The 18,809-nt window shown below is 69.5% G+C and carries 14 protein-coding genes; 3 read left to right on the top strand and 11 right to left on the bottom strand.

Annotated features, from left to right (window positions below; genetic code table 11):
- Nucleotide 1 precedes the first annotated feature (1 nt).
- The 3 genes from F603_RS0117610 to F603_RS0117600 all read right to left on the bottom strand — a co-directional run bounded on the left by F603_RS0117610 (nt 2) and on the right by F603_RS0117600 (nt 4,493).
- A complete protein-coding gene (locus tag F603_RS0117610; protein WP_019547299.1) occupies nt 2–1,600 on the bottom strand; it encodes a solute symporter family protein in 1,599 nt (532 codons plus the stop codon).
- On the bottom strand, nt 1,597–2,151 hold the full coding sequence (locus tag F603_RS0117605) for a DUF485 domain-containing protein (RefSeq protein WP_019547298.1): 555 nt from the start codon (nt 2,149–2,151) through the stop codon (nt 1,597–1,599). Before F603_RS0117605 ends, F603_RS0117610 begins: the two co-directional genes overlap by 4 nt.
- A 188-nt stretch (nt 2,152–2,339) precedes the next feature.
- The gene (locus F603_RS0117600; RefSeq protein ID WP_051096265.1) at nt 2,340–4,493 is read right to left on the bottom strand and encodes a DNA gyrase/topoisomerase IV subunit B; all 2,154 of its coding nucleotides are present in this window, start codon (nt 4,491–4,493) and stop codon (nt 2,340–2,342) included.
- A gap of 467 nt (nt 4,494–4,960) precedes the next feature.
- Here F603_RS0117600 and F603_RS0117595 point away from each other — a divergent pair, with 467 nt between their 5' ends.
- Nucleotides 4,961–5,188 carry a DUF7455 domain-containing protein gene (locus tag F603_RS0117595; RefSeq protein ID WP_019547296.1) on the top strand — a complete coding sequence of 76 codons (228 nt, stop codon included), beginning with the start codon at nt 4,961–4,963 and terminating at the stop codon, nt 5,186–5,188.
- A 137-nt stretch (nt 5,189–5,325) separates the two neighbouring features.
- Here the strand turns inward: F603_RS0117595 and F603_RS0117590 are convergent, their stop codons facing one another.
- The 6 genes from F603_RS0117590 to F603_RS0117565 form a co-directional block, all read right to left on the bottom strand.
- A complete protein-coding gene (locus tag F603_RS0117590) occupies nt 5,326–6,174 on the bottom strand; it encodes a S1 family peptidase (protein ID WP_019547295.1) in 849 nt (282 codons plus the stop codon).
- A 134-nt stretch (nt 6,175–6,308) separates the two neighbouring features.
- Nucleotides 6,309–7,874 (bottom strand): RNA polymerase sigma factor, encoded by a 1,566-nt coding sequence (locus tag F603_RS0117585; protein ID WP_019547294.1) that lies wholly within the window; start codon nt 7,872–7,874, stop codon nt 6,309–6,311.
- A gap of 486 nt (nt 7,875–8,360) precedes the next feature.
- Nucleotides 8,361–9,383, bottom strand: coding sequence for a FadR/GntR family transcriptional regulator (locus F603_RS0117580; RefSeq protein ID WP_169379075.1), 1,023 nt, complete (start codon nt 9,381–9,383; stop codon nt 8,361–8,363).
- Nucleotides 9,384–9,515: 132 nt separating this feature from the next.
- Nucleotides 9,516–11,498 carry an ATP-binding cassette domain-containing protein gene (locus F603_RS0117575; protein WP_019547292.1) on the bottom strand — a complete coding sequence of 661 codons (1,983 nt, stop codon included), beginning with the start codon at nt 11,496–11,498 and terminating at the stop codon, nt 9,516–9,518.
- Between the two features lie 107 nt (nt 11,499–11,605).
- Entirely contained in the window at nt 11,606–12,397 is a 792-nt protein-coding gene (locus F603_RS0117570; protein WP_019547291.1) for an NUDIX hydrolase, read from the bottom strand.
- 287 nt (nt 12,398–12,684) lie between these two features.
- Nucleotides 12,685–13,914 carry a DUF4192 domain-containing protein gene (locus F603_RS0117565; RefSeq protein ID WP_026328502.1) on the bottom strand — a complete coding sequence of 410 codons (1,230 nt, stop codon included), beginning with the start codon at nt 13,912–13,914 and terminating at the stop codon, nt 12,685–12,687.
- A 142-nt stretch (nt 13,915–14,056) separates the two neighbouring features.
- Here F603_RS0117565 and F603_RS0117560 point away from each other — a divergent pair, with 142 nt between their 5' ends.
- Nucleotides 14,057–16,240, top strand: a complete 2,184-nt coding sequence (locus F603_RS0117560) for a RecQ family ATP-dependent DNA helicase (protein ID WP_019547289.1) — start codon at nt 14,057–14,059, stop codon at nt 16,238–16,240.
- Nucleotides 16,241–16,494: 254 nt separating this feature from the next.
- Nucleotides 16,495–17,079 (top strand): hypothetical protein, encoded by a 585-nt coding sequence (locus F603_RS0117555; RefSeq protein WP_019547288.1) that lies wholly within the window; start codon nt 16,495–16,497, stop codon nt 17,077–17,079.
- Between the two features lie 125 nt (nt 17,080–17,204).
- Here F603_RS0117555 and F603_RS0117550 read toward each other — a convergent pair whose 3' ends face one another.
- Together F603_RS0117550 and F603_RS0117545 are read right to left on the bottom strand one after the other, a co-directional pair.
- Nucleotides 17,205–17,534, bottom strand: coding sequence for a hypothetical protein (locus F603_RS0117550; protein WP_016910100.1), 330 nt, complete (start codon nt 17,532–17,534; stop codon nt 17,205–17,207).
- 408 nt (nt 17,535–17,942) lie between these two features.
- Nucleotides 17,943–18,626: a ribonuclease HII gene (locus tag F603_RS0117545; protein ID WP_019547287.1), complete on the bottom strand. Its 684-nt coding sequence runs from the start codon at nt 18,624–18,626 to the stop codon at nt 17,943–17,945.
- Between the last annotated feature and the right edge of the window lie 183 nt (nt 18,627–18,809).

Here is an 18,809-nt window from a genome sequence, read left to right as displayed (position 1 = left end):
GCTACGCCGCACCCGCGCCCGTGAGCGCCCGCACCTCCGTCTCCGCGTGCCGCGCCGGATCGTACGGCTCCCGCGCGGTGACGGTGCCGAGCCAGCCGGCGAGGAAGCCGATCGGGATGGAGACCAACCCCGGGTTCTCCAGCGGGAAGTACGCGAAGTCCATGCCCGGGAAGAGCGAGTGCGCGCTGCCGGAGACCACCGGTGAGAGCACGACGAGGAGCAGCGCGGGGACGAGGCCGCCGTAGACCGACCAGAGCGCGCCCCGCGTCGTGAACCGGCTCCAGAAGAGCGCGTAGAGGAGGGCGGGCAGGTTCGCCGATGCCGCCACGGCGAAGGCCAGCCCCACGAGCGAGGCGACGTTGAGGTCCTTGGCGAGCAGCCCCAGCGCGACCGCCACCGCTCCCGTGCCGGCGGCCGCGGCCTTCGCCGTCCGGACCTCGTCGGCACCGCTGCGTGCGGTGCGCCGGGCGCGGCGGAGGGAGGAGCACAGGTCGTGCGCGACCGCGGCCGAGGCGGCGAGGGTGATGCCGGCGACCACCGCGAGGATCGTCGCGAAGGCGAGGGCCGCGACGATCGCCGAGAGCGCCGCTCCTCCCGCCGAGCCCGCACCACCGCCCAACTCGACGGAGAGGAGCGGGATCGCCGTGTTCCCTGCCGCGTTGTCGGCGCGCACCGCTCCGCTGCCGACGAGCGCGGCGGCGCCGGCCCCGAGGACGATCGTCATCAGGTAGAAGCCGCCGATGAGCCCGATCGACCAGACGACCGAGCGCCGTGCCGCACGCGCCGTCGGTACCGTGTAGAAGCGCGCGAGGATGTGCGGAAGGCCCGCGGTGTCGAGTACGAGGGCGAGCCCGAGGCTGACGAAGTCGAGGCGCGCGGCCCATCCACCGCCGTAGAGCAGGCCGGGCGCGAGGAACTCGGCGCCGTGGCCGCTGTGTTCGGCGGCGGAGGCGAGGAGGGACCCGAGGTCGCCGCCGAACCGCGCGAGGACCATGACCGTGAGCGCGACGGCGCCGCCTGTCAGCAGCACGGCCTTGACGATCTGAATCCACGTCGTCGCCCGCATCCCGCCGCAGCAGACGTAGACGATCATCAGCGCACCGACCCCGAGCACCGTCCACGTCTCGGCGGCGCCCGTCCGCCCGACGAGCAGTGCGACGAGGCTCCCGGCGCCGACCATCTGCGCGACGAGGTAGACCACGGAGACGGTCACCGAGGAGACGCCGAGCGCCACGCGCACCGCCGGCGCGCCCAGCCGCGCCGCGACGACGTCGGCGAGGGTGAACCTCCCGCAGTTGCGGACAAGTTCGGCGACGAGGAGCAGCACGACCAACCAGGCGACGAGGAACCCCACGGAGTAGAGCATGCCGTCGTACCCGTAGAGCGCGATGAGCCCGGCGATGCCGAGGAAGGAGGCGGCGGACATGTAGTCGCCCGCGAGGGCGAAACCGTTCTCCATAGGCGAGAAAAGCCGGCCGCCGGCGTAGAACTCCTCCGGGGAGCCGTGGCGGCGACGGCTCGCCCAGGTGGTGATGGCGAGCGTGGCGGCGACGACCGCGCAGAAGAGGAGCAGAGTCAACGTCTGGTGGCCGCCGCTCACCGCGCGCCTCCCTGGACGGCGGTGCGGGTCATCTCCTGCGTCTCCCACCGGAGTTCGAGGGCGAGCGGGTCCCTTCGGCGCGCTGCGTGCCTGACGTACGCCCAGGTGAGCAGGAAGGTGGTGGCGAACTGGGCGAGCCCGGCGGCCATCCCCACGTTGAAGACGCCGGCGATCGGTCTCGCCATCACCTCGGGTGCGCTCGTCGCCGCGACGACGTAGGAGAGGTACCAGAGAAGGAACGCCGCACCGGCCGGCAGCGCGAACCCGCGGTACCGGCTCCGCACCTGCCGAAACGCCGGGCTCTGCTGCACGGTGAGGTACACCGCCTCCCGCGCACGGCGCTCGCGCTCCGGTTCCGCTGCCGACAGCGGGAGTTGCGTCCCCGCGGCCTGCGGGCCGGTGACGCACGCGACCCCCGCTTGCGCGTCGGCAGGCGGCTCGGCGGAGTGCCTGCCGTCTGCCTCGATACGCCCGGAACTGGCGGGTGTCGGCGGCGCCTGGTCGCTCCGGTCGGAGGCGAACGAGTCGTACCAGGGGTCTTCGATGCGCATGCCCCAGCATTGCCGTAAGTCCGAGATCGCCGGCAGGACAATCCCCGATCATTCACCTCTTCAGGTGACTTGCATGCACGAGCGCGCTCACTTCGACCCGGCCGGCAGGCAGCACCGAGCCGTGCGCCCCGTCGGGGCGCACGGCTCGGTGCTGGCCGACTCCCGTGCGGAGGCGTCCGGTTGGCTCGTCAGATGTCGATGCGCGAGCGGTCGAGCGTCGCGGCAGAGGAGCTGATGAACTCCCTGCGCGGCGTGACGTCGCTCCCCATCAGCAGGTCGAACGCCTTCTCGGCAGCCTCCAGATCGCTGATGTTGATGCGCCGCAGCGTGCGCCGGTACGGGTCCATGGTCGTCTCGGCGAGCTGGTCGGCGTCCATCTCACCGAGGCCCTTGTACCGCTGGATCGACTCCTTGTACGCCGTACCGGTGCGCTCCAACTCCAGCAGTGTCTGGTGGAGTTCGTTGTCCGAGTAGGTGTAGACGTACTTCTCCTCGCCCTTCTTCGGACGGGTCAGCTCGATCCGGTGGAGCGGCGGCACGGCGGAGAAGACCCGGCCCTGCTCGACCATCGGCCGCATGTACCGCTGGAAGAGCGTCAGCAGCAGGCAGCGGATGTGCGCGCCGTCGACATCCGCGTCGGCGAGGAAGATCACCTTGCCGTAGCGGGCCTGGTCGATGTCGAAGGAGCGACCCGAACCCGCTCCTATGACCTGGATGATCGACCCGCACTCGGCGTTCTTCAGCATGTCCGCGACCGACGACTTCTGCACATTGAGGATCTTCCCCCGGATCGGCAGCAGCGCCTGGAACTCACTGTTGCGGGCGAGCTTGGCCGTACCGAGCGCCGAGTCCCCCTCGACGATGAAGAGTTCGCCGCGTTCGACGTCGTCGCTGCGACAGTCGGCGAGCTTCGCCGGCAGCGCCGAGGACTCCAGCGCCGTCTTCCTCCGCTGCGCCTCCTTGTGCTGCCGCGCGGCGATCCGCGTGCGCGCAGCCGCCGCGATCTTCTCCAGGACGGCGCGCGCCTGCGCCTTGGCGTCACGCTTCGTGGAGGTGAGGAACTTCTTCAGCTCCTTCGCCACGACCTGCCCGACGATCCGCGACGCGGCCGAGGTACCGAGGACCTCCTTGGTCTGCCCCTCGAACTGCGGCTCCGCGAGGCGCACCGTCACCACGGCCGTCAGCCCCTCGGTCGCGTCGTCCTTGACGACGTCGTCGTCGGCGACGCGCAGCAGCTTGCCGGCCCGCAGCGCCTCGTTCACCGTCTTGGTGAGCGACCGCTCGAAGCCGGAGACATGCGTCCCACCCTTGGGCGTCGCGATGATGTTGACGAACGACCGGACCGTGGTGTCGTACCCCGTGCCCCAGCGGAGCGCGATGTCGACGCCGAGGCTCCGCTGCACCTCCGTCGGGATCATGTGCCCCCGGTCGTCGAGGACCGGCACCGTCTCCTTGAAGCTGCCCTCGCCCTGCAGGCGCACGACGTCGCAGACCGCCCGGTCCTGCGCGAGGTACTCGCAGAACTCGCTGATCCCGCCGTCGTATCGGAAGACTTCCTCGCTCGGCTCCGCTCCATCGGTCCCGCGCTCGTCGCGCACGAGGAGCGTGAGCCCCGGAACGAGGAACGCCGTCTGCCGGGCGCGCGCATGGAGCGTCTCCAGCGAGAGCTTGGCGTCCTTCAGGAAGATCTGCCGGTCCGCCCAGTAGCGCACGCGTGTGCCTGTGCGCGTCTTGGGAAGCTTCTTCCCCTTCAGCATCCCGGTCGCCGGGTCGAAGGGGGCTTCGGGACCGGACTCCGTGAAGATACCGGGGACGCCCCTGCGGAAGCTGATGGAATGCGTACGGCTCCCCCGGTCGACCTCGACGTCGAGCCGCGAGGAGAGCGCGTTCACCACCGAGGCGCCCACACCGTGGAGCCCGCCGGAGGCCGCGTACGAGCCGCCACCGAACTTGCCGCCGGCGTGCAGCTTGGTCATCACCACCTCGACGCCGCTGAGTCCCGTCTTCGGCTCGACGTCGACGGGGATGCCGCGCCCGTTGTCCCTGACCTCGACGGAACCGTCGTCGTGGAGGTGGACCTCGATGCGGTCGCAGTAGCCGCCGAGCGCCTCGTCGACCGAGTTGTCGATGATCTCCCAGAGGCAGTGCATCAGGCCGCGGCTGTCGGTCGAACCGATGTACATGCCGGGCCGCTTGCGCACCGCTTCGAGCCCCTCGAGGACGAGCAGGTGCCGCGCTGTGTAATTGGAGCCGCCCTCCCGCTCTGCCCCGCTCAGCAGTGCGGTGGACGACGTGGAGTTTCCCCCGGAGGCCCGGGCGGAACTCCCCGTGCCGGAGGCCATGACGGGGTCCCCGGAAGCTACGGGAGTGTCGGCGGTCACGCGGTTCGCTCCTCGCTGAATTCTGTTTGTGGTGGCTGGATTACCGGGTCAGAGGGTACCGAGCCCCTGAACACTGCGTGATACGCCACCCAGGAAGACGCCATGCTAGCCCAACCTCGATAACCTGTTCGAAGAACCCGTCTCGTGACGCGTACATCACGTTCCCAAGGGGGCATGAACCGTCTAGGCTCCGGGCACGTCCTCATGAACAACGACGTCGTGGTTCCGAGGCGGACAACTGCACGCAGCACGACAACCGCACACAGTGTGAATACGGACCCACCTGCACAACGGCCATTCGCCGCCACCCGGCAACATCCCGGCCGCCCGGGAAAAATCTCGGGAATCTGCGCCACACCGGGAACGTTTTCGGCCTGGTTGGATGTTGACCCAGGTACGACAGCTCGTCGAGCTAGAGAAGAGGCGACGTGACTACAGTTCTGACCCCCGCGACCCCGCTGACGGCCGAAGACCGCTGCGACCGCTGCAACGCCCAGGCCTACCTGCGCGTGGTGCTCACGAGCGGCGGCGAGCTCCTCTTCTGCGCCCACCACGGACGTAAGTTCGAGCCCGAGCTCAAGAAGGTCGCCGCGGAGATACAGGACGAGACGGAGAAGCTCACCGCGACTCCCTCCGCAGGCGAAGAGGAGCGCTGAGGCTCCTCCCGACCGGACGTGCGGCGTGCCCCGCATGTCCGTGACCGCGCATCCGACGAGCTCGGACCGGCACAGCCGGACCTACGGGCGGCCACCCCCCAGCCACCGGGGGCGGCCGCCCGTAGCGCGTCCGATCGCTAGGAGCTCTGCTCCTTGATCTTCGCCAGCACGGCGGAGATCCGCGTATAGACGCCGGGTTGGCCGGCCTCCCCGCATCCGGCCCCCCAGGAGACCAGCCCGACGAGCCGCCCCTTGGCGACGAGCGGGCCACCGCTGTCCCCCTGGCACGCATCCCGGCCGCCGCCCGTGACACCGGCGCACAGCATCGACTGCGCCTTGTACCGGGCCTCGCCACCGCTCGTGTAGGCGCGCTCGCAGGTGCTGTCCGAGAGGACCTGTACGTCGGAGGCGCGGAGCGAGGGGGAGTAGTCGGCCTCGCCCGTCGTGTCCCCCCAGCCGTACACCCTGGCGTCGGTGCCCGGCGCGTACGCGGCATCACCTTCCGCAGCCATCGGGACCACGGCGTCCTTGGCGAACCCCTTGTCCACGGTGAGCACCGCGAGATCCCCCACGTCGCTGCTGCCGTTGAACTCCGGGTTGACCCAGACCTTCCGCACCGGAAGCTCCTCCCCCGCGGAACCGTTGATCTCGGTCCGTCCGCTGATCACCTTGAGGTCACGGACCTCGGAGTGCTCGACACCCAGAACCTTGGTGCTCAGGCAGTGGGCCGCCGTGACGACGGTGTGGGCGTCCACGACGGCGCCGCCGCAGAACTGCCCCGAACGCTTGGGTCCGAAGACCGAGCGGCTCGACAGAGCCACCACCCAGGGATGCTGCGCCGTGCTCACCTCCTGGCCTCCGACCACGATGCGGTCCTTGGCCGCCGCCTCGCCCGTCTGCGGTATGAGGAGCGCGCCGGTCAACGCGGCCAGTAGCGGAGCGGCCAACAGCGGCCGGCGGGGGCGGTGAGAGCGGAAGGTGTGCATAGAGCCACGGCCTCCTGACTGTACGGAGCTCTGTGAACACCCAGGGTCATACTCTGTCGCGTTCACCGCATCCGGAGACCGCACACGTGTGGGGCCGGAGGTGATCCCTCCGGCCCCACACGGCTGTTCGGCGCTCAGTCCAGGTAGTCGCGGAGCACCTGGGAGCGAGACGGGTGACGGAGCTTCGACATCGTCTTCGACTCGATCTGCCGGATGCGCTCACGCGTCACGCCGTAGACCTTGCCGATCTCGTCGAGCGTCTTCGGCTGCCCGTCGGTGAGGCCGAAGCGCATGGAGACGACGCCGGCCTCGCGCTCGCTGAGGGTGTCGAGCACCGAGTGGAGCTGCTCCTGGAGGAGTGTGAAGCTCACCGCGTCCGCGGGGACGACGGCCTCGGAGTCCTCGATCAGGTCACCGAACTCGCTGTCCCCGTCCTCACCGAGAGGCGTGTGCAGCGAGATCGGCTCCCGGCCGTACTTCTGGACCTCGACGACCTTCTCCGGGGTCATGTCGAGCTCCTTGGCGAGCTCTTCCGGCGTGGGCTCGCGGCCGAGGTCCTGGAGCATCTGCCGCTGGACCCGCGCCAGCTTGTTGATGACCTCCACCATGTGCACCGGGATGCGGATCGTCCGTGCCTGGTCGGCCATGGCCCGGGTGATCGCCTGGCGGATCCACCACGTCGCGTAGGTGGAGAACTTGTAGCCCTTGGTGTAGTCGAACTTCTCCACGGCGCGGATCAGGCCGAGGTTGCCTTCCTGGATCAGGTCGAGGAAGAGCATGCCGCGCCCGGTGTACCGCTTGGCGAGGGAGACCACCAGACGGAGGTTGGCCTCCAGGAGGTGGTTCTTGGCCCGCCGACCGTCCTCGGCGATGATCTCCATCTCGCGCTGGAGCTTCGGCGCGAGCTTGTCCTCCGCAGCCAGCTTGTCCTCGGCGAAGAGGCCGGCTTCGATCCGCTTGGCGAGCTCCACCTCCTGCTCGGCGTTGAGGAGGGGGACCTTGCCGATCTGCTTGAGGTAGTCCTTGACCGGGTCGGCGGTCGCGCCGGCGGCGGCGACCTGCTGTGCCGGGGCATCGTCCTCGTCGTCGTCGGAGAGGACGAAGCCTTCGTTCTCGTTCTTCAGCTCCGCGGTGGGGCCGTCCTCGGCTCCGGGCTTTCCGGGCTTGACCGGGGGCTGCTCCTCGATGACCTCCTCGGCTCCTTCGAGGAGCTCCTCGACCACGGACTTCTTCGTCGCGGTCTTCTTCGCCGCCGTCTTCTTGGTGGCGGTGGCCTTCTTCGCCGTGGCCTTCTTCGCCGCCTTCTTCTCGGCAGGCTCCACCGAGGGCTCGCTGTCGGCGGGGGCCGAGACAGCGGGGGCCTCGGACGTCGCCGCCGGGGTCGGGCTGACCTTCTTCTTGGCAGGGACCGGTTTGGTAGCGGTGCGCTTGGCCGGGGTCTTCGCTGCGACGCTCTTGCGGGTGCGCTTGGGCGCCTCTGCGGCACTCACCATCAGCGTCACGCCCTCCTCGTCGAGGATTTGGTTGAGGCTGCGCAGAACGTTCTTCCACTGGGTTGGCGGAATCTGGTCAGCCTCGAAGGCCCGACGTACGTCATCGCCGGCGATCTGCCCCTCAGCCTTTCCCCGCTCGATGAGCGCCATCACGGACTCGGACTCGGCGATCTCCGCAGGGAGCGTACGGGATGTGCTGGCCGACACGAACAACCTCTCGGAACGATGGAAACGGCGGACCGTCGGCGGGGATCAACCGACGGCGCGGGCTGAGCAGTGGAGGGATGAGTCTTCAGACCGAAGCCCCGTGCGGGGGCCTCTTATTCCTTCCGCGGCTGTCACCTCTTGAGTCATCGCGCTGGCACGCAAAGCGTTACGCCCAATTCGCGTGGCGCGAGTCACACTCCATACCCCAACAGATGCGGTCACAAGGAAGAAACCATCCCACCTCACCCGTCTCCCAGCGCCTGACCGCATCAGGCGGAACGGCTCCATGGTGCCTCTCCCGCCTCATGCCGCGGGGCGCGCATTGAGGAGATTTGGCGCACTTTCGCGCGCCGGGCGCAGATCGGCCGCCCCACCGGAAGGTGGGGCGGCCGGGGGCACCGTGCGCTCCGCACGGAGCGGTGCCCGCTCCCGCGGAGTCGGGCTGGGGGCGGCTGCCGCGGGCCGCCTCGCCGGACGCGGCGGCGCTCAGTGCTCGCGGGGCGGCGGAACCACGTGGTCGACGCCGGGCTGTCCTGCGGCCTGCCTCGCCACCTCCGGCTGCACGCCCGCCTCCTCGGCCGTTTCGGCGCGTCCGCCGAGGAGTTGGCGCATCTCGCTCTCCGCGACGGCGCCCTCGCCGGCGCCCAACGCCTCGACGACGCGCTGGTGCTGAGCGAGCGCCCCCTCCGTCGAGACGTCGCAACCGCCGCTCGACGGGCCGCCCGAGACCTGGAGTGCCGAGGAAACGATGCCGGAGAGGTGCTCCAGCATGCGGTTGCCCGCGGCCTGGAGTACGAGCGTGTGGAACTCCGCGTCTGCCCGCGAGAAGGTGAGGGTGTCGCCCTGGGCAAGGGTCTGGGTCATGATCTCGACCATGTCGGCGAGCCGCTGCTGGGTCTCGTCCCTGGTGCGGCCGGCGGCGAGGCGTGCGGCCAACGGCTCGATCGCCCAACGCAGTTCGCAGAGTTCGCGGCGCTGACTGTCGCGCTGGGGACCGAAGGCCCGCCACTCGATGATGTCCGGGTCGAGGAGGTTCCAGTCGCTCACCGGGCGCACGCGGGTGCCGACATTGGGCCTGGCGCTGACGAGCCCCTTCGCCTCGAGGACCCGAAGGGACTCACGGACGACGGTCCGGGAGACCTCGAAGCGCTGGCCGATCTCCTCGGGGACGAGCGGGCGGTCCGCACCGAGGTCGCCGGAGACGATCATCTGCCCCAGTTGCTGGACGAGTTGGCCGTGGAGGCCACGTCCGCGGCTACCGGCGGTGCGGCGGCCGACTCGGTTGACGTCTGCCTCTGCGCCGTCCCATGCGGGCGCGTTGGTGGTGGCACGGGCCGCTCCGGAGGATTCGGCGTACGCGTAGCGGTCGAGCTCGCCAGGGCCGACGAGGCCGGTGTTGGTGTGGCGAGCCGAGGTCATCGTGGAGTGCGCAAGGGTAGTCACGCATCCTTTGTCGGCCGCCTGTGGGACGGGCTTGAGGGCTGTCTTGAGGGCTTTGGTGAAAAGCACACGAAAGGGTGATCGCTGGGTTTCGTTCGATTGACGCCGGTCGGGGAAGGGACGGTCAGCCGCCATCTCCGCGTTCTGGCAAGGCCGTTGGGGGTCCACCACGACTTCTCCGGCGGGCCCCCGTCGGGCTACTCACCGGGCCCGGGTGCGGAGAACCGTCAGCGCGTAGATGCAGAGCAGGGCGGTCAGCGCCAGAGCCACGGCCTGGCCGAGCGGTTGGGCGGCGACGTGCAGCAGGACGCCGACCCAGCGCTCCAACCCGGCGGGCAGGGGACCTTCGGTCCAGCGCTCTACCTGCTGCGGGACGCTGACGAGCGCGGCCAACGGATCGACACCGAAGACGTTGCGCACCGCAGCCGTGGCCGCGAGCGGCACCGCAGCGAGCGCGAGCAGCCCGGCGGCGGTCCGTCGGGCGAGCCCGGCGGCGAGGAGACCCACCCATGCGCAGCCGACAGCGAGCGCGGCAACCCCGGGAAGCTGGACATACCAAGGGGCTCCGGCTTCCACGGGTGTCCGCTTCTCCAAGATCCCGAGGCCGTAACAGGCGCTCAGTACCGAGGCGTTGACGATCGCGACGACGAGCGTGAGACCGATCGCGACGGCAGCGGAGACGAGTAGCTTCGCCGCCGACAGGCCCAGTTTCCGCGGCACGGGCAGATGCTGGGGGGCGACAGACGGGAAACGGAACTCCTGGCCGAAGGAGAGCGCACCGAGGATCCCGGCAGCGATGGCGGTGGGCGGCAGCAGAAGGTACGCCGGGGCCGCCCATCCCGTGACGACGGACACCAAAGGGGGCAGAGGGTTCGTGCGGAGCCCCTCGTCGAAGGTGACGGCGCCCGCGCCGAGCGCGAGCGACACGAGAACCGTGGCCGCAACGATCAACCAGGGCATACGCACGCCGAACATCCGGAGAAGTTCGTACCGCACAGGCGCCACGGGCCCTGGACGCACCGTTCGGAGCTTCGGCGGAAGAGGGCTCGGAGGCTCGGCGGCCTCCTCCTCACGTGCCTCGCATTCGGCATCGACGGGCTCCGGACCCGGACCGATTCGCGCGGGATGCGGCAGGGATTTCACGGTCGAAGTCGGCAGCGGCATCGCAGTCGCGACAGCTCGCCGGGGGGCTCCGGGCGATCTCGTCTCGATCGTCACCTCGGGGAGGCTGGGTCGGCGTGCGCCGGTGGCCGGATCGGGGATGCGCAACAGGTGCTCGGGGACGGCCTGTTCCTTCCGCGGTAGGCGACCCTCCACGGCGAGACGATGGACGAGCACACCGGCGCGGAAGGCGGCGTCGCCCACCGACGCGCAACTCGCTCCGTACACGGAGAGTCGGTTCTCGCTCTCGCGAACAACCTCGACGTGGTCCCCGACGCTGGCTAGTTGGCCGGCTTCGGCCTCCGTGACGAGAATGCCGGCCAGCCGCTCGGCGTCCGGGGAGAGGACGACGATGTGGGGGCGTAGCCGCGTCTGCGCGAACTCGGAAACGTTTTCGTCGCCCAGCAGACGTCCGTCCTGGAGGGTGAGCACACGGTCGGCGAGGGCCGCGGCCTCCCCGGGGTCGTCGGTCGTGGCGAAAACGGTGCCGCCCTGTTCGGCGAAGCCGCGGAGGATGCCGTGCAGCCAACTCGCCTCTCTCGGCGGGAGACCGGCCGTCGGCTCGTCGACGACGAGCGTGTGCGGATCGCCGAGGAGGGCGGCCGCGACCCCGAGGCGGCGGTTCATGCCGCGCGAGAAGGCACCGAGGCGCTGCCGCGCCATCCCCTCCAGGTCCACCACGGCGAGTACGTCCTCGACACGTCCCCCTGGCACGCCTGCGACAGCGGCCATCATCCGCAGGTACCCCTTGGCTGTCCGGTCGGGGTGCCCCGGAACCTCACCGAGCAGAATCCCGATCTCTCGGGCAGGTTGCGGTACTCGGTGCATCGGGCGTCCACGGAAGAGGGCCACGCCTCGCCCGGCTCGGAGCTGCAACATCAGCTCGACCGCACTCGTCTTGCCGGCACCTTCCGGCCCGCAGAGCACGGTGACAGCACCTGGTCGCGCCTCGAAGGTGAGGTCGTCGACGGTCGGCCGCTGCCGGCGGCGAGGGGTACTGGTGAGCCCGATGGCCTGGATCATCGATTCTCCGCAGGGCGCTTGGAGGACACACCCAGGAAAGATAACGCGATATGTCCGACTTTACTGGCAACGCGGCCCGCAGTTCACACCGCTCGACAAGACGCCGCTCACGCCTCAGGACGCAGCATCGGCGGATTGAGCAGAGTGGCGCCGCCCGCCCTGAACAACTGTGCAGGGCGCCCACCTTGACGGGAGGTCGTGCCGCCCGTCGGGACGAGGAAGCCCGGCGTACCCGTGACCTTGCGGTGGAAGTTGCGGGGATCGAGGGCGACCCCCCACACCGCCTCGTAGACCCTGCGCAACTCCCCCACCGTGAACTCCGGCGGGCAGAAGGCGGTGGCGAGCGAGGAGTACTCGATCTTTGCCCGGGCCCGATCGACACCTTCCGCCAAAATGCGATCATGATCGAAGGCGAGCAGTGAGGGGGAGCTTCTGCGGTGCATTTCGGAGTCCGCCGACAGCAGCTCGTCGACGGGCGCCCATCGCACCTCCGGCTCCCCGCCGGCGGCATCTCCGAGAACCGATCCCCGGACGACGCCGGTATACGACTCGTGACTCTCTCCGAGCCCCGAGACGAGCACCAGGTGGGCGACACTGACCACTCTGGTCCGCGGGTCACGCCCGGGGTCCCCGTACGTGGCCAACTGCTCCAGGTGCGCAGCGTCGCCGTTGCCGGCGACGTGGACGGAGAGCCCGGTTTTCTCCTTGAGCTCGCGGGCGGCCGCAGCCTCCAGGTCCTCCTGGGCCCCGACGAATCCCCCGGGCAGAGCCCACCGCCCTCGATCCGGTGACTCGCCGCGGCGCACGACGAGAGTGCGCAGCGCCGACCTGTGCACGGCGAGCACGACCAGGTCGACGGCGACAGCGAACGGGGCTTGGACCGACGGCTCGAAGGGCATGGCTCGATCCTAGTCGTCGCACTGACGATAAACAGGCGTTTGGGAACGCCCGATCGACCCCGGAACGGCGGCAGCAATCGGGGATCGCATCGGGAGTGGGCGGTCTCCGCTCCGTGAACTGTGTAATGCGTTGGGTGCAGCGGTGGTTGAGGCTGTGCGGCCCCGAGGGACTGCACGAGGTGAGAGCACATCGGAGCCGCCCTTCTCATCTGCTGGATCGGCCAATTCGCCTGCCGACTACGGACGTTGGTCATGCGTCAAAACCGCATAGGATCGCCGGCACGTGGTCAGATCGCAGCCTCTTCCCCGGTCCCGTCGCCATGAGGGGGCTGCGGCCAGGAGCGGAGAAACGGTGCCGGATCGAGGCCCCGGTTGCAGACCTGGTGGACGAGGATCGCGAAGGGGTACCCGGGGTCGCGTCGTAGCGCGAGGCTGCTGGCGATCCGTGAACCCGTGAGGTCCCCGGAGAGCCAGGAGGTCCACCCTGCGAGCGCCAGCAGCGGTACCGCCAAGCGTGCGTACGGGCCGACGCAGCGCCTCGCGAGCGCCCTCCACAGCCGACCGGCGCCGAGCGTGATCGAGCCGCCCACCCAGTCGGCCGCGCACCTGCGCATGCCCTCGTTCTGCAGTCCCACGATGAGGCGTGCCGCCTCGTGCGGGGCGAGGAGCACGTCGTCATGGGCGTCGGCCTGTTCGTCCGCCAGAGCTCTCGGAGGCGAGGCGACGAAGCGGTGGAGAAGGCGCAGCCCCAGGCCGACGGATTCGACCCGGTCCTTCTCGGAAGCCGACCGGTCCGCGGCGGCCGTGCTCACTTCGGCCTCGGCTTTGTGCAGGGCCGCTTCCTGGGCCTCGTGGGCAGGAGCTGCCAGCGGGGCGAACCTGAGCTCCAGCAGGCTTCTCCGTTCGGGGACAGGGAAGCCCTCGTAGACGGCTGCCGCTGCGATGGGAGAAGTCGAAGACCCCTTGGGCGCAACGTGGTTGCCGTCCGGAGGACAGCAGTCCGCACGGGAGCAGAGGAAGGACCAGCAGCGACCGGCTGAGACTCCGCCCACTTCCGCCACGGGAACCCCACGCGCTTCGCACGCTCGCCGGAGCGCCTCCGCGAGGGGGCTGAGCCTTCGGCGTACCGCACGCGGCCGCTCGTCCTTTCCAGGGTCACGGCAGAGGAGGAGGACGGCACTTCCGGCGTCCGGCAGGCGACCGGTCAACGCCTCCGCATCGGCCTCTTCCGGGGACACCGACTCGGCGAACGCCGAGGCGAAGGAACGGGGTTCGGCTTCTTCGGGCGGCAGGTCAGCCCTGAGGGCTCCGGCGATGCCGCCGTCGCCGGGTGCGGTTCTCAGGAGGACGACCGAGTCGTCGGGGAAGAAGCCGAGCAGGTACGGGAGCACTTCCGCGAGCTGGGGCAGCGTGAGGGGTCCCGTTCGGCCTCCGCTGCCGATGTGGTCAGGGGTTGGGTGGCGTGCTTCTTCGGTGTTGCCTGCGGCTGGGGCAGGTTTCGCGGGGTCGAAGTCCATGGGCGGCAGCATGCACCGAAGGCCGGGATTAATGTCGTGCGTTATCCCCAGCAAGCTGCATTGATCGTATAGATCGCACCAATCAGTAGTTATCCACAAGGGCGGTTGGCGGGGTGTCGGTCGTCTCGGGTTCCATGGGGCCATGACTGAGACAGACCTGCGCAACGAAGCCGACTCCGTGCTTTCACGGCTCGTGGGCAAGCCGGAGGGCGAGGGCCGCCTGCGAGAGGACCAGTGGCGCGCGGTCCAGGCGCTCGTGGAAGAGGGGCGCCGGGCCCTCGTGGTGCAGCGCACGGGATGGGGGAAGTCCGCCGTCTACTTCGTAGCAACGGCCCTCCTACGGCGTCGTGGCCGCGGTCCCACCGTGCTCGTCTCGCCTCTCCTCGCACTCATGCGGGATCAGGTCGCCGCAGCCGCCCGAGCCGGTATCACAGCGCGGACGATCAACTCCGCCAACCCCGAGGAATGGGAAGAAGTGCACGCGGAGATCGCCGAGGGCGCGGTCGACGTCCTGCTGATCAGCCCGGAGCGGCTCAACAATCCCCAGTTCCGCGACGGCCCCCTCTCCGAGCTCACCGCGTCCACGGGCCTCCTCGTCGTGGACGAGGCCCACTGCATTTCCGACTGGGGGCACGACTTCCGTCCGGACTACCGGAGGCTGCGGACGGTCCTCGCCGAAATGCCGGCAGGCGTCCCGGTCCTCGCCACCACCGCCACGGCGAACTCACGCGTCACGGCCGACGTCGCGGAGCAACTCGGTACCGGTGTCGACCCCTCGGGCACCGCTTCTCCGGAAGAGAGCGCCCCCTTGATCCTCAGGGGAACGCTGGAGCGTGACAGCCTCAGCCTCGGCGTTCTCGAACTCCCCGATGCCGCACACCGCTTGGCATGGCTCGCCGACCACCTCGCCGAGCTCCCCGGTAGCGGCATCGTCTACACGCTCACCGTCTCGGCGGCCGAGGAAGTAGCGGCCTTTCTTCGGAGCCGCGGGTATCCGGTGGCCGCCTACACGGGCCGCACGGAGGGAGCCGACCGCGAGGCAGCGGAAGCCGACCTTCTCGCCAACCGGGTCAAGGCGCTCGTCGCCACCTCGGCGCTCGGGATGGGCTTCGACAAACCGGACCTCGGATTCGTCCTGCACGTCGGCTCCCCCTCCTCGCCCATCGCTTACTACCAGCAGGTGGGCAGGGCCGGACGAGGCGTCGACCACGCCGAGGTGCTGCTGCTGCCCGGCAAGGAGGACCGGTCGATCTGGAAGTACTTTGCCTCTCTGGCCTTTCCGCCCGAAGAACAGGTCCGAAGGACTCTCGGTGTTCTGGAGGAAGCGCCGGGCCCGATGTCCCTGCCGGCTCTCGAGCCGCAAGTCGACCTGCGGCGCGGCAGGTTGGAGATGATGCTCAAGGTGCTCGACGTGGACGGCGCCGTGCGGAAGGTCCGCGGCGGCTGGACCTCCACGGGCGCGCCCTGGACCTACGACGCCGAGCGGTACGCCTGGATCGCGCGGCAACGTGAGACCGAGCAGGAGGCGATGCAGGAGTACGCACGCACCTCGGCCTGTCGCATGGAGTTCCTGCGCCGCCTCCTCGACGACGATCACGCGGCTCCCTGCGGACGCTGCGACAACTGCACCGCGCCCCGCTTTTCACCCGAGATCTCCGCATCCACGCTTGCCGCGGCACGCGGTGAACTCCACCGTCCCGGCGTGGAGGTGGAACCGCGGAAGATGTGGCCCACGGGCCTTCCGTCGATCGGTCTCGAACTGAAAGGCAAGATCCCGGAAACGGAGAGGACAGAAGCGGGCAGGGCCCTGGGCCGTCTCTCGGACATCGGCTGGGGCAATCGTCTTCGTCCGATGGTCGCCCCGCAGGCCTCGGACGCTCCCGTGCCCGACGACGTTCTCGACGCCGTCGTCTCCGTGCTCACCGAGTGGGCGAAGGGCCCCGGAGGTTGGGCATCCGGGGAGGCAGAGGCCCCTCGGCGTCCGGTCGGCGTGGTCGGTGTCGAGTCGACATCGAGACCGCAACTCGTGCGCTCGCTCGCGGAGCGAGTCGCTTCGATAGGTCGGATGCCCTTGCTCGGGACCGTCGCCACCGCATACGAGGCCGGCGTCCCACCACGGAGCAACAGCGCACAAAGAGTGCGGACTCTCGAAGGAGCCATGCAGCTCCCCGCGGCGACGGCCGACGCCGTGGCGAAGGCCGGAGGCCCCGTGCTGCTCGTCGACGACTACACCGAGACCGGATGGACGCTGGCAGTCGGCGGAAGGCTGCTTCGCAAGGCGGGTGCCGAGGCAGTACTGCCTCTGGTGCTCGGCATCCAGAGCTGAGCAAAGGGAGAAGAGTCGGATGGGACTGAGGAGCCTCCGGCAGGCGGCGCACACGCTGGCAGCCGTCTTCCGCTGGGCACGGGGATACGGACGCTCGGTCCCAACCGGCCCCCTATCGCTGACAGTTGTTCGCCAAGGGGCGCACCTGCGTATGCACCGTCGGACACGTAAGTGTTCGGAGCTGAAGTATCGCCGTTGCCGAGTGGCTTGGCCCACAGGAGAATTGGTAGCGCCCACTGGACGGAGGGAGGACCGTGACTTTCGGATTCACTCCCCCGCCGCCAACCACCGACTCCGCCTCCAGGCTGAGTCGTGCCCTGGAGCCCGCCGAGTGGTCGTCGGCCGGCATCCCGCTGCTGCGCAACCCGCGGGAGATGATCAGGGAGCTCTGCGAAAGGCACGGCACCGCGCTCTCCACTGTGATCGTAGGTGTGCTGGACCCGGACGAACGGCTCGTGGCCAGCGCGTCGTTCGGACACCGGACGGAACACCCCGACGGCTGGGAGTTCCGCAACGCTCTGCTCGTCAGGTTGCGCCGAGTGATACCGCACGACCTGCGCCGACGCGTGCCCCTACGGACGGCGATCCTCGTCTGCTACCGCAGCGGAGACCATCGCTGGACCGAACTGGACGGCGCGTGGATGTGGGGACTCCGCGACGCCTGCACGCTGCACGGGCTGCGGTGCGGCGCCTACGTAACCGTCACACCCGGCGGTTGGCAGGTCTTCGGAGAAGAGCGCGGCGGTCGGCACCCGCACGCAACTGTCCCCTCGGGAGGCGAGACGACGGTCAGCCCGGCCGGTGCCCTCGAGCCGCGTACGGGAGAGCACACTGCCTGACGGGCCTGAGTTCCACCTTCCGGCCGGTCACGACGGATCGGAGACCGCACGGCCCCGCCGGTACGAGCGGCGGACCGAAGCAGCAGACACTGCCACGGCCTGCCCGAACAGCGGGCGCCGTCGGATCACAGCAGCGCGCGCAACCGCTGCGGGTCCCCGCACACGATCAGGGTGTCGTGAGCCTTGCCCAAAGCTGCGGGAAGCGCAGCAGCCGCCTGCGCGTCGCTGCCTCCGTTGACGGCGAGGACCACCACCCCCCGAGACCTGAGATGCTCGGTAGCGGACGCTTCGGCGAAGAACACGTCCTCGCTCTCCGTCTGTTGGCGCCAGTAGGCGTCCTCACCGAAGGAGAGTTCGTGCTGGGTCCAGGGGTGGGACTCACCGGTCGTGAGGACGAGCACGTCGTCCGGGGATCGGCCTTCGTCGAGGAGGGAGTCGACCACCTCGTCAGCCACCTCGACTGCGGTGGCCTCGGTGGCCTCCCGCAGGTGGATCTGCGCGGCCTTCTGCTGGTCCGCGGCAGTCGACGCCGGCTTTCCGGCCGAGCGACCTCCCTGGCGGCCTCCGGTCCGCCGGGGCTCAGCCCGCTGCCTGCACTCTGCACTGTGTGGCGCGGGACGCGAGGCCGACCTGGGTCCGGGGACCGCTGCGGAAGAGGCAACCTGCGATGTACTGGCGGACCCTGCTGCGCTGCGGGGGCCCGGGACACTCTCGGAAATCTGTGGCTCCTCAGGGGTGAGAGGCATGGTGTGATGTCTATCAAACGCGGACAGGTGGCGCGTGGGCGGGGCGGCCAAGTTTCTCGGCACACTCCTGGCGCTGAGTTCGCGGCTATCAGGCTTCATACTGCGGGTTCTTCGAGTTCAGAAAAGGCCGATCTGCTCCGATGGTTCAGGCTCGATCCTGTTCCGCTTCAGATGCTTCCAACGCGGCAGCCCATCCATGTACGACCAGGACAATCGGTGGTACGGCGTGGGTCCGTGCTCTTCGAGGGCGGCACGGTGCACGGGCGAGGGGTAGCCGGCGTTGTCCGCAAAGCAGAAGTCGAGGTGTGCAGAGCCGAGTTGGGCCATCAGCTCGTCCCTCCGCACCTTGGCGATCACCGAGGCGGCCGCGACCGGCACGCAGGACTGGTCGCCCTTTATGACGGTGCGCACGTTCCAGGGCGGGCCGAGGTAGTCGTGCTTACCGTCGAGGATCACCGCCTCCGGTCGCTCCGGAAGCGATTCGAGTGCGCGGGTGGCGGCGAGGCGCTGGGCCGCCGTCATCCCGAGTTCGTCGATCTCCTCAGCCGACGCGTACCCCAAGCCGAATGCGGTGACCCACCGCACCAGCTCGTCCGCCAGCACTGTGCGGCGCTTCTCGGTGAGCAGCTTGGAGTCCGTGAGCCCTTCCGGCGGCCGACGCAGCCCCGTGACCGTCGCGCACACGGCGACCGGTCCGGCCCAGGCCCCGCGGCCGACCTCATCGACTCCCGCGATGATCCTGGCTTGGGAGGTGGCACGGATCGATCGTTCGATGCGGTGCGTCGGAGGCTCGTACGGCATGGCGGCAGTCAGCGTATCCGCTCCCGATTCGACGCGCTCACCCACCCCTGCCTCTTCTCCAGGAGACGCCTGTGGCACGGGACTTCGGCACGCGGGGTCTCCTCGAGGAGAGACCTTGTACGCGGGGTTGATCCACCTGTCCTGCCCCGCAAGGAAAGCACCCTGCGGTCGGCGAGAGCGGGG

It is taken from the genome of Streptomyces sulphureus DSM 40104 (assembly GCF_000381025.1).
In the GTDB taxonomy this organism is placed as follows: Bacteria; Actinomycetota; Actinomycetes; order Streptomycetales; family Streptomycetaceae; genus Streptomyces; species Streptomyces sulphureus.
The sequence above is the reverse complement of the archived record's forward strand: the minus strand, read 5'-3'. Positions and strand labels throughout refer to the sequence as shown.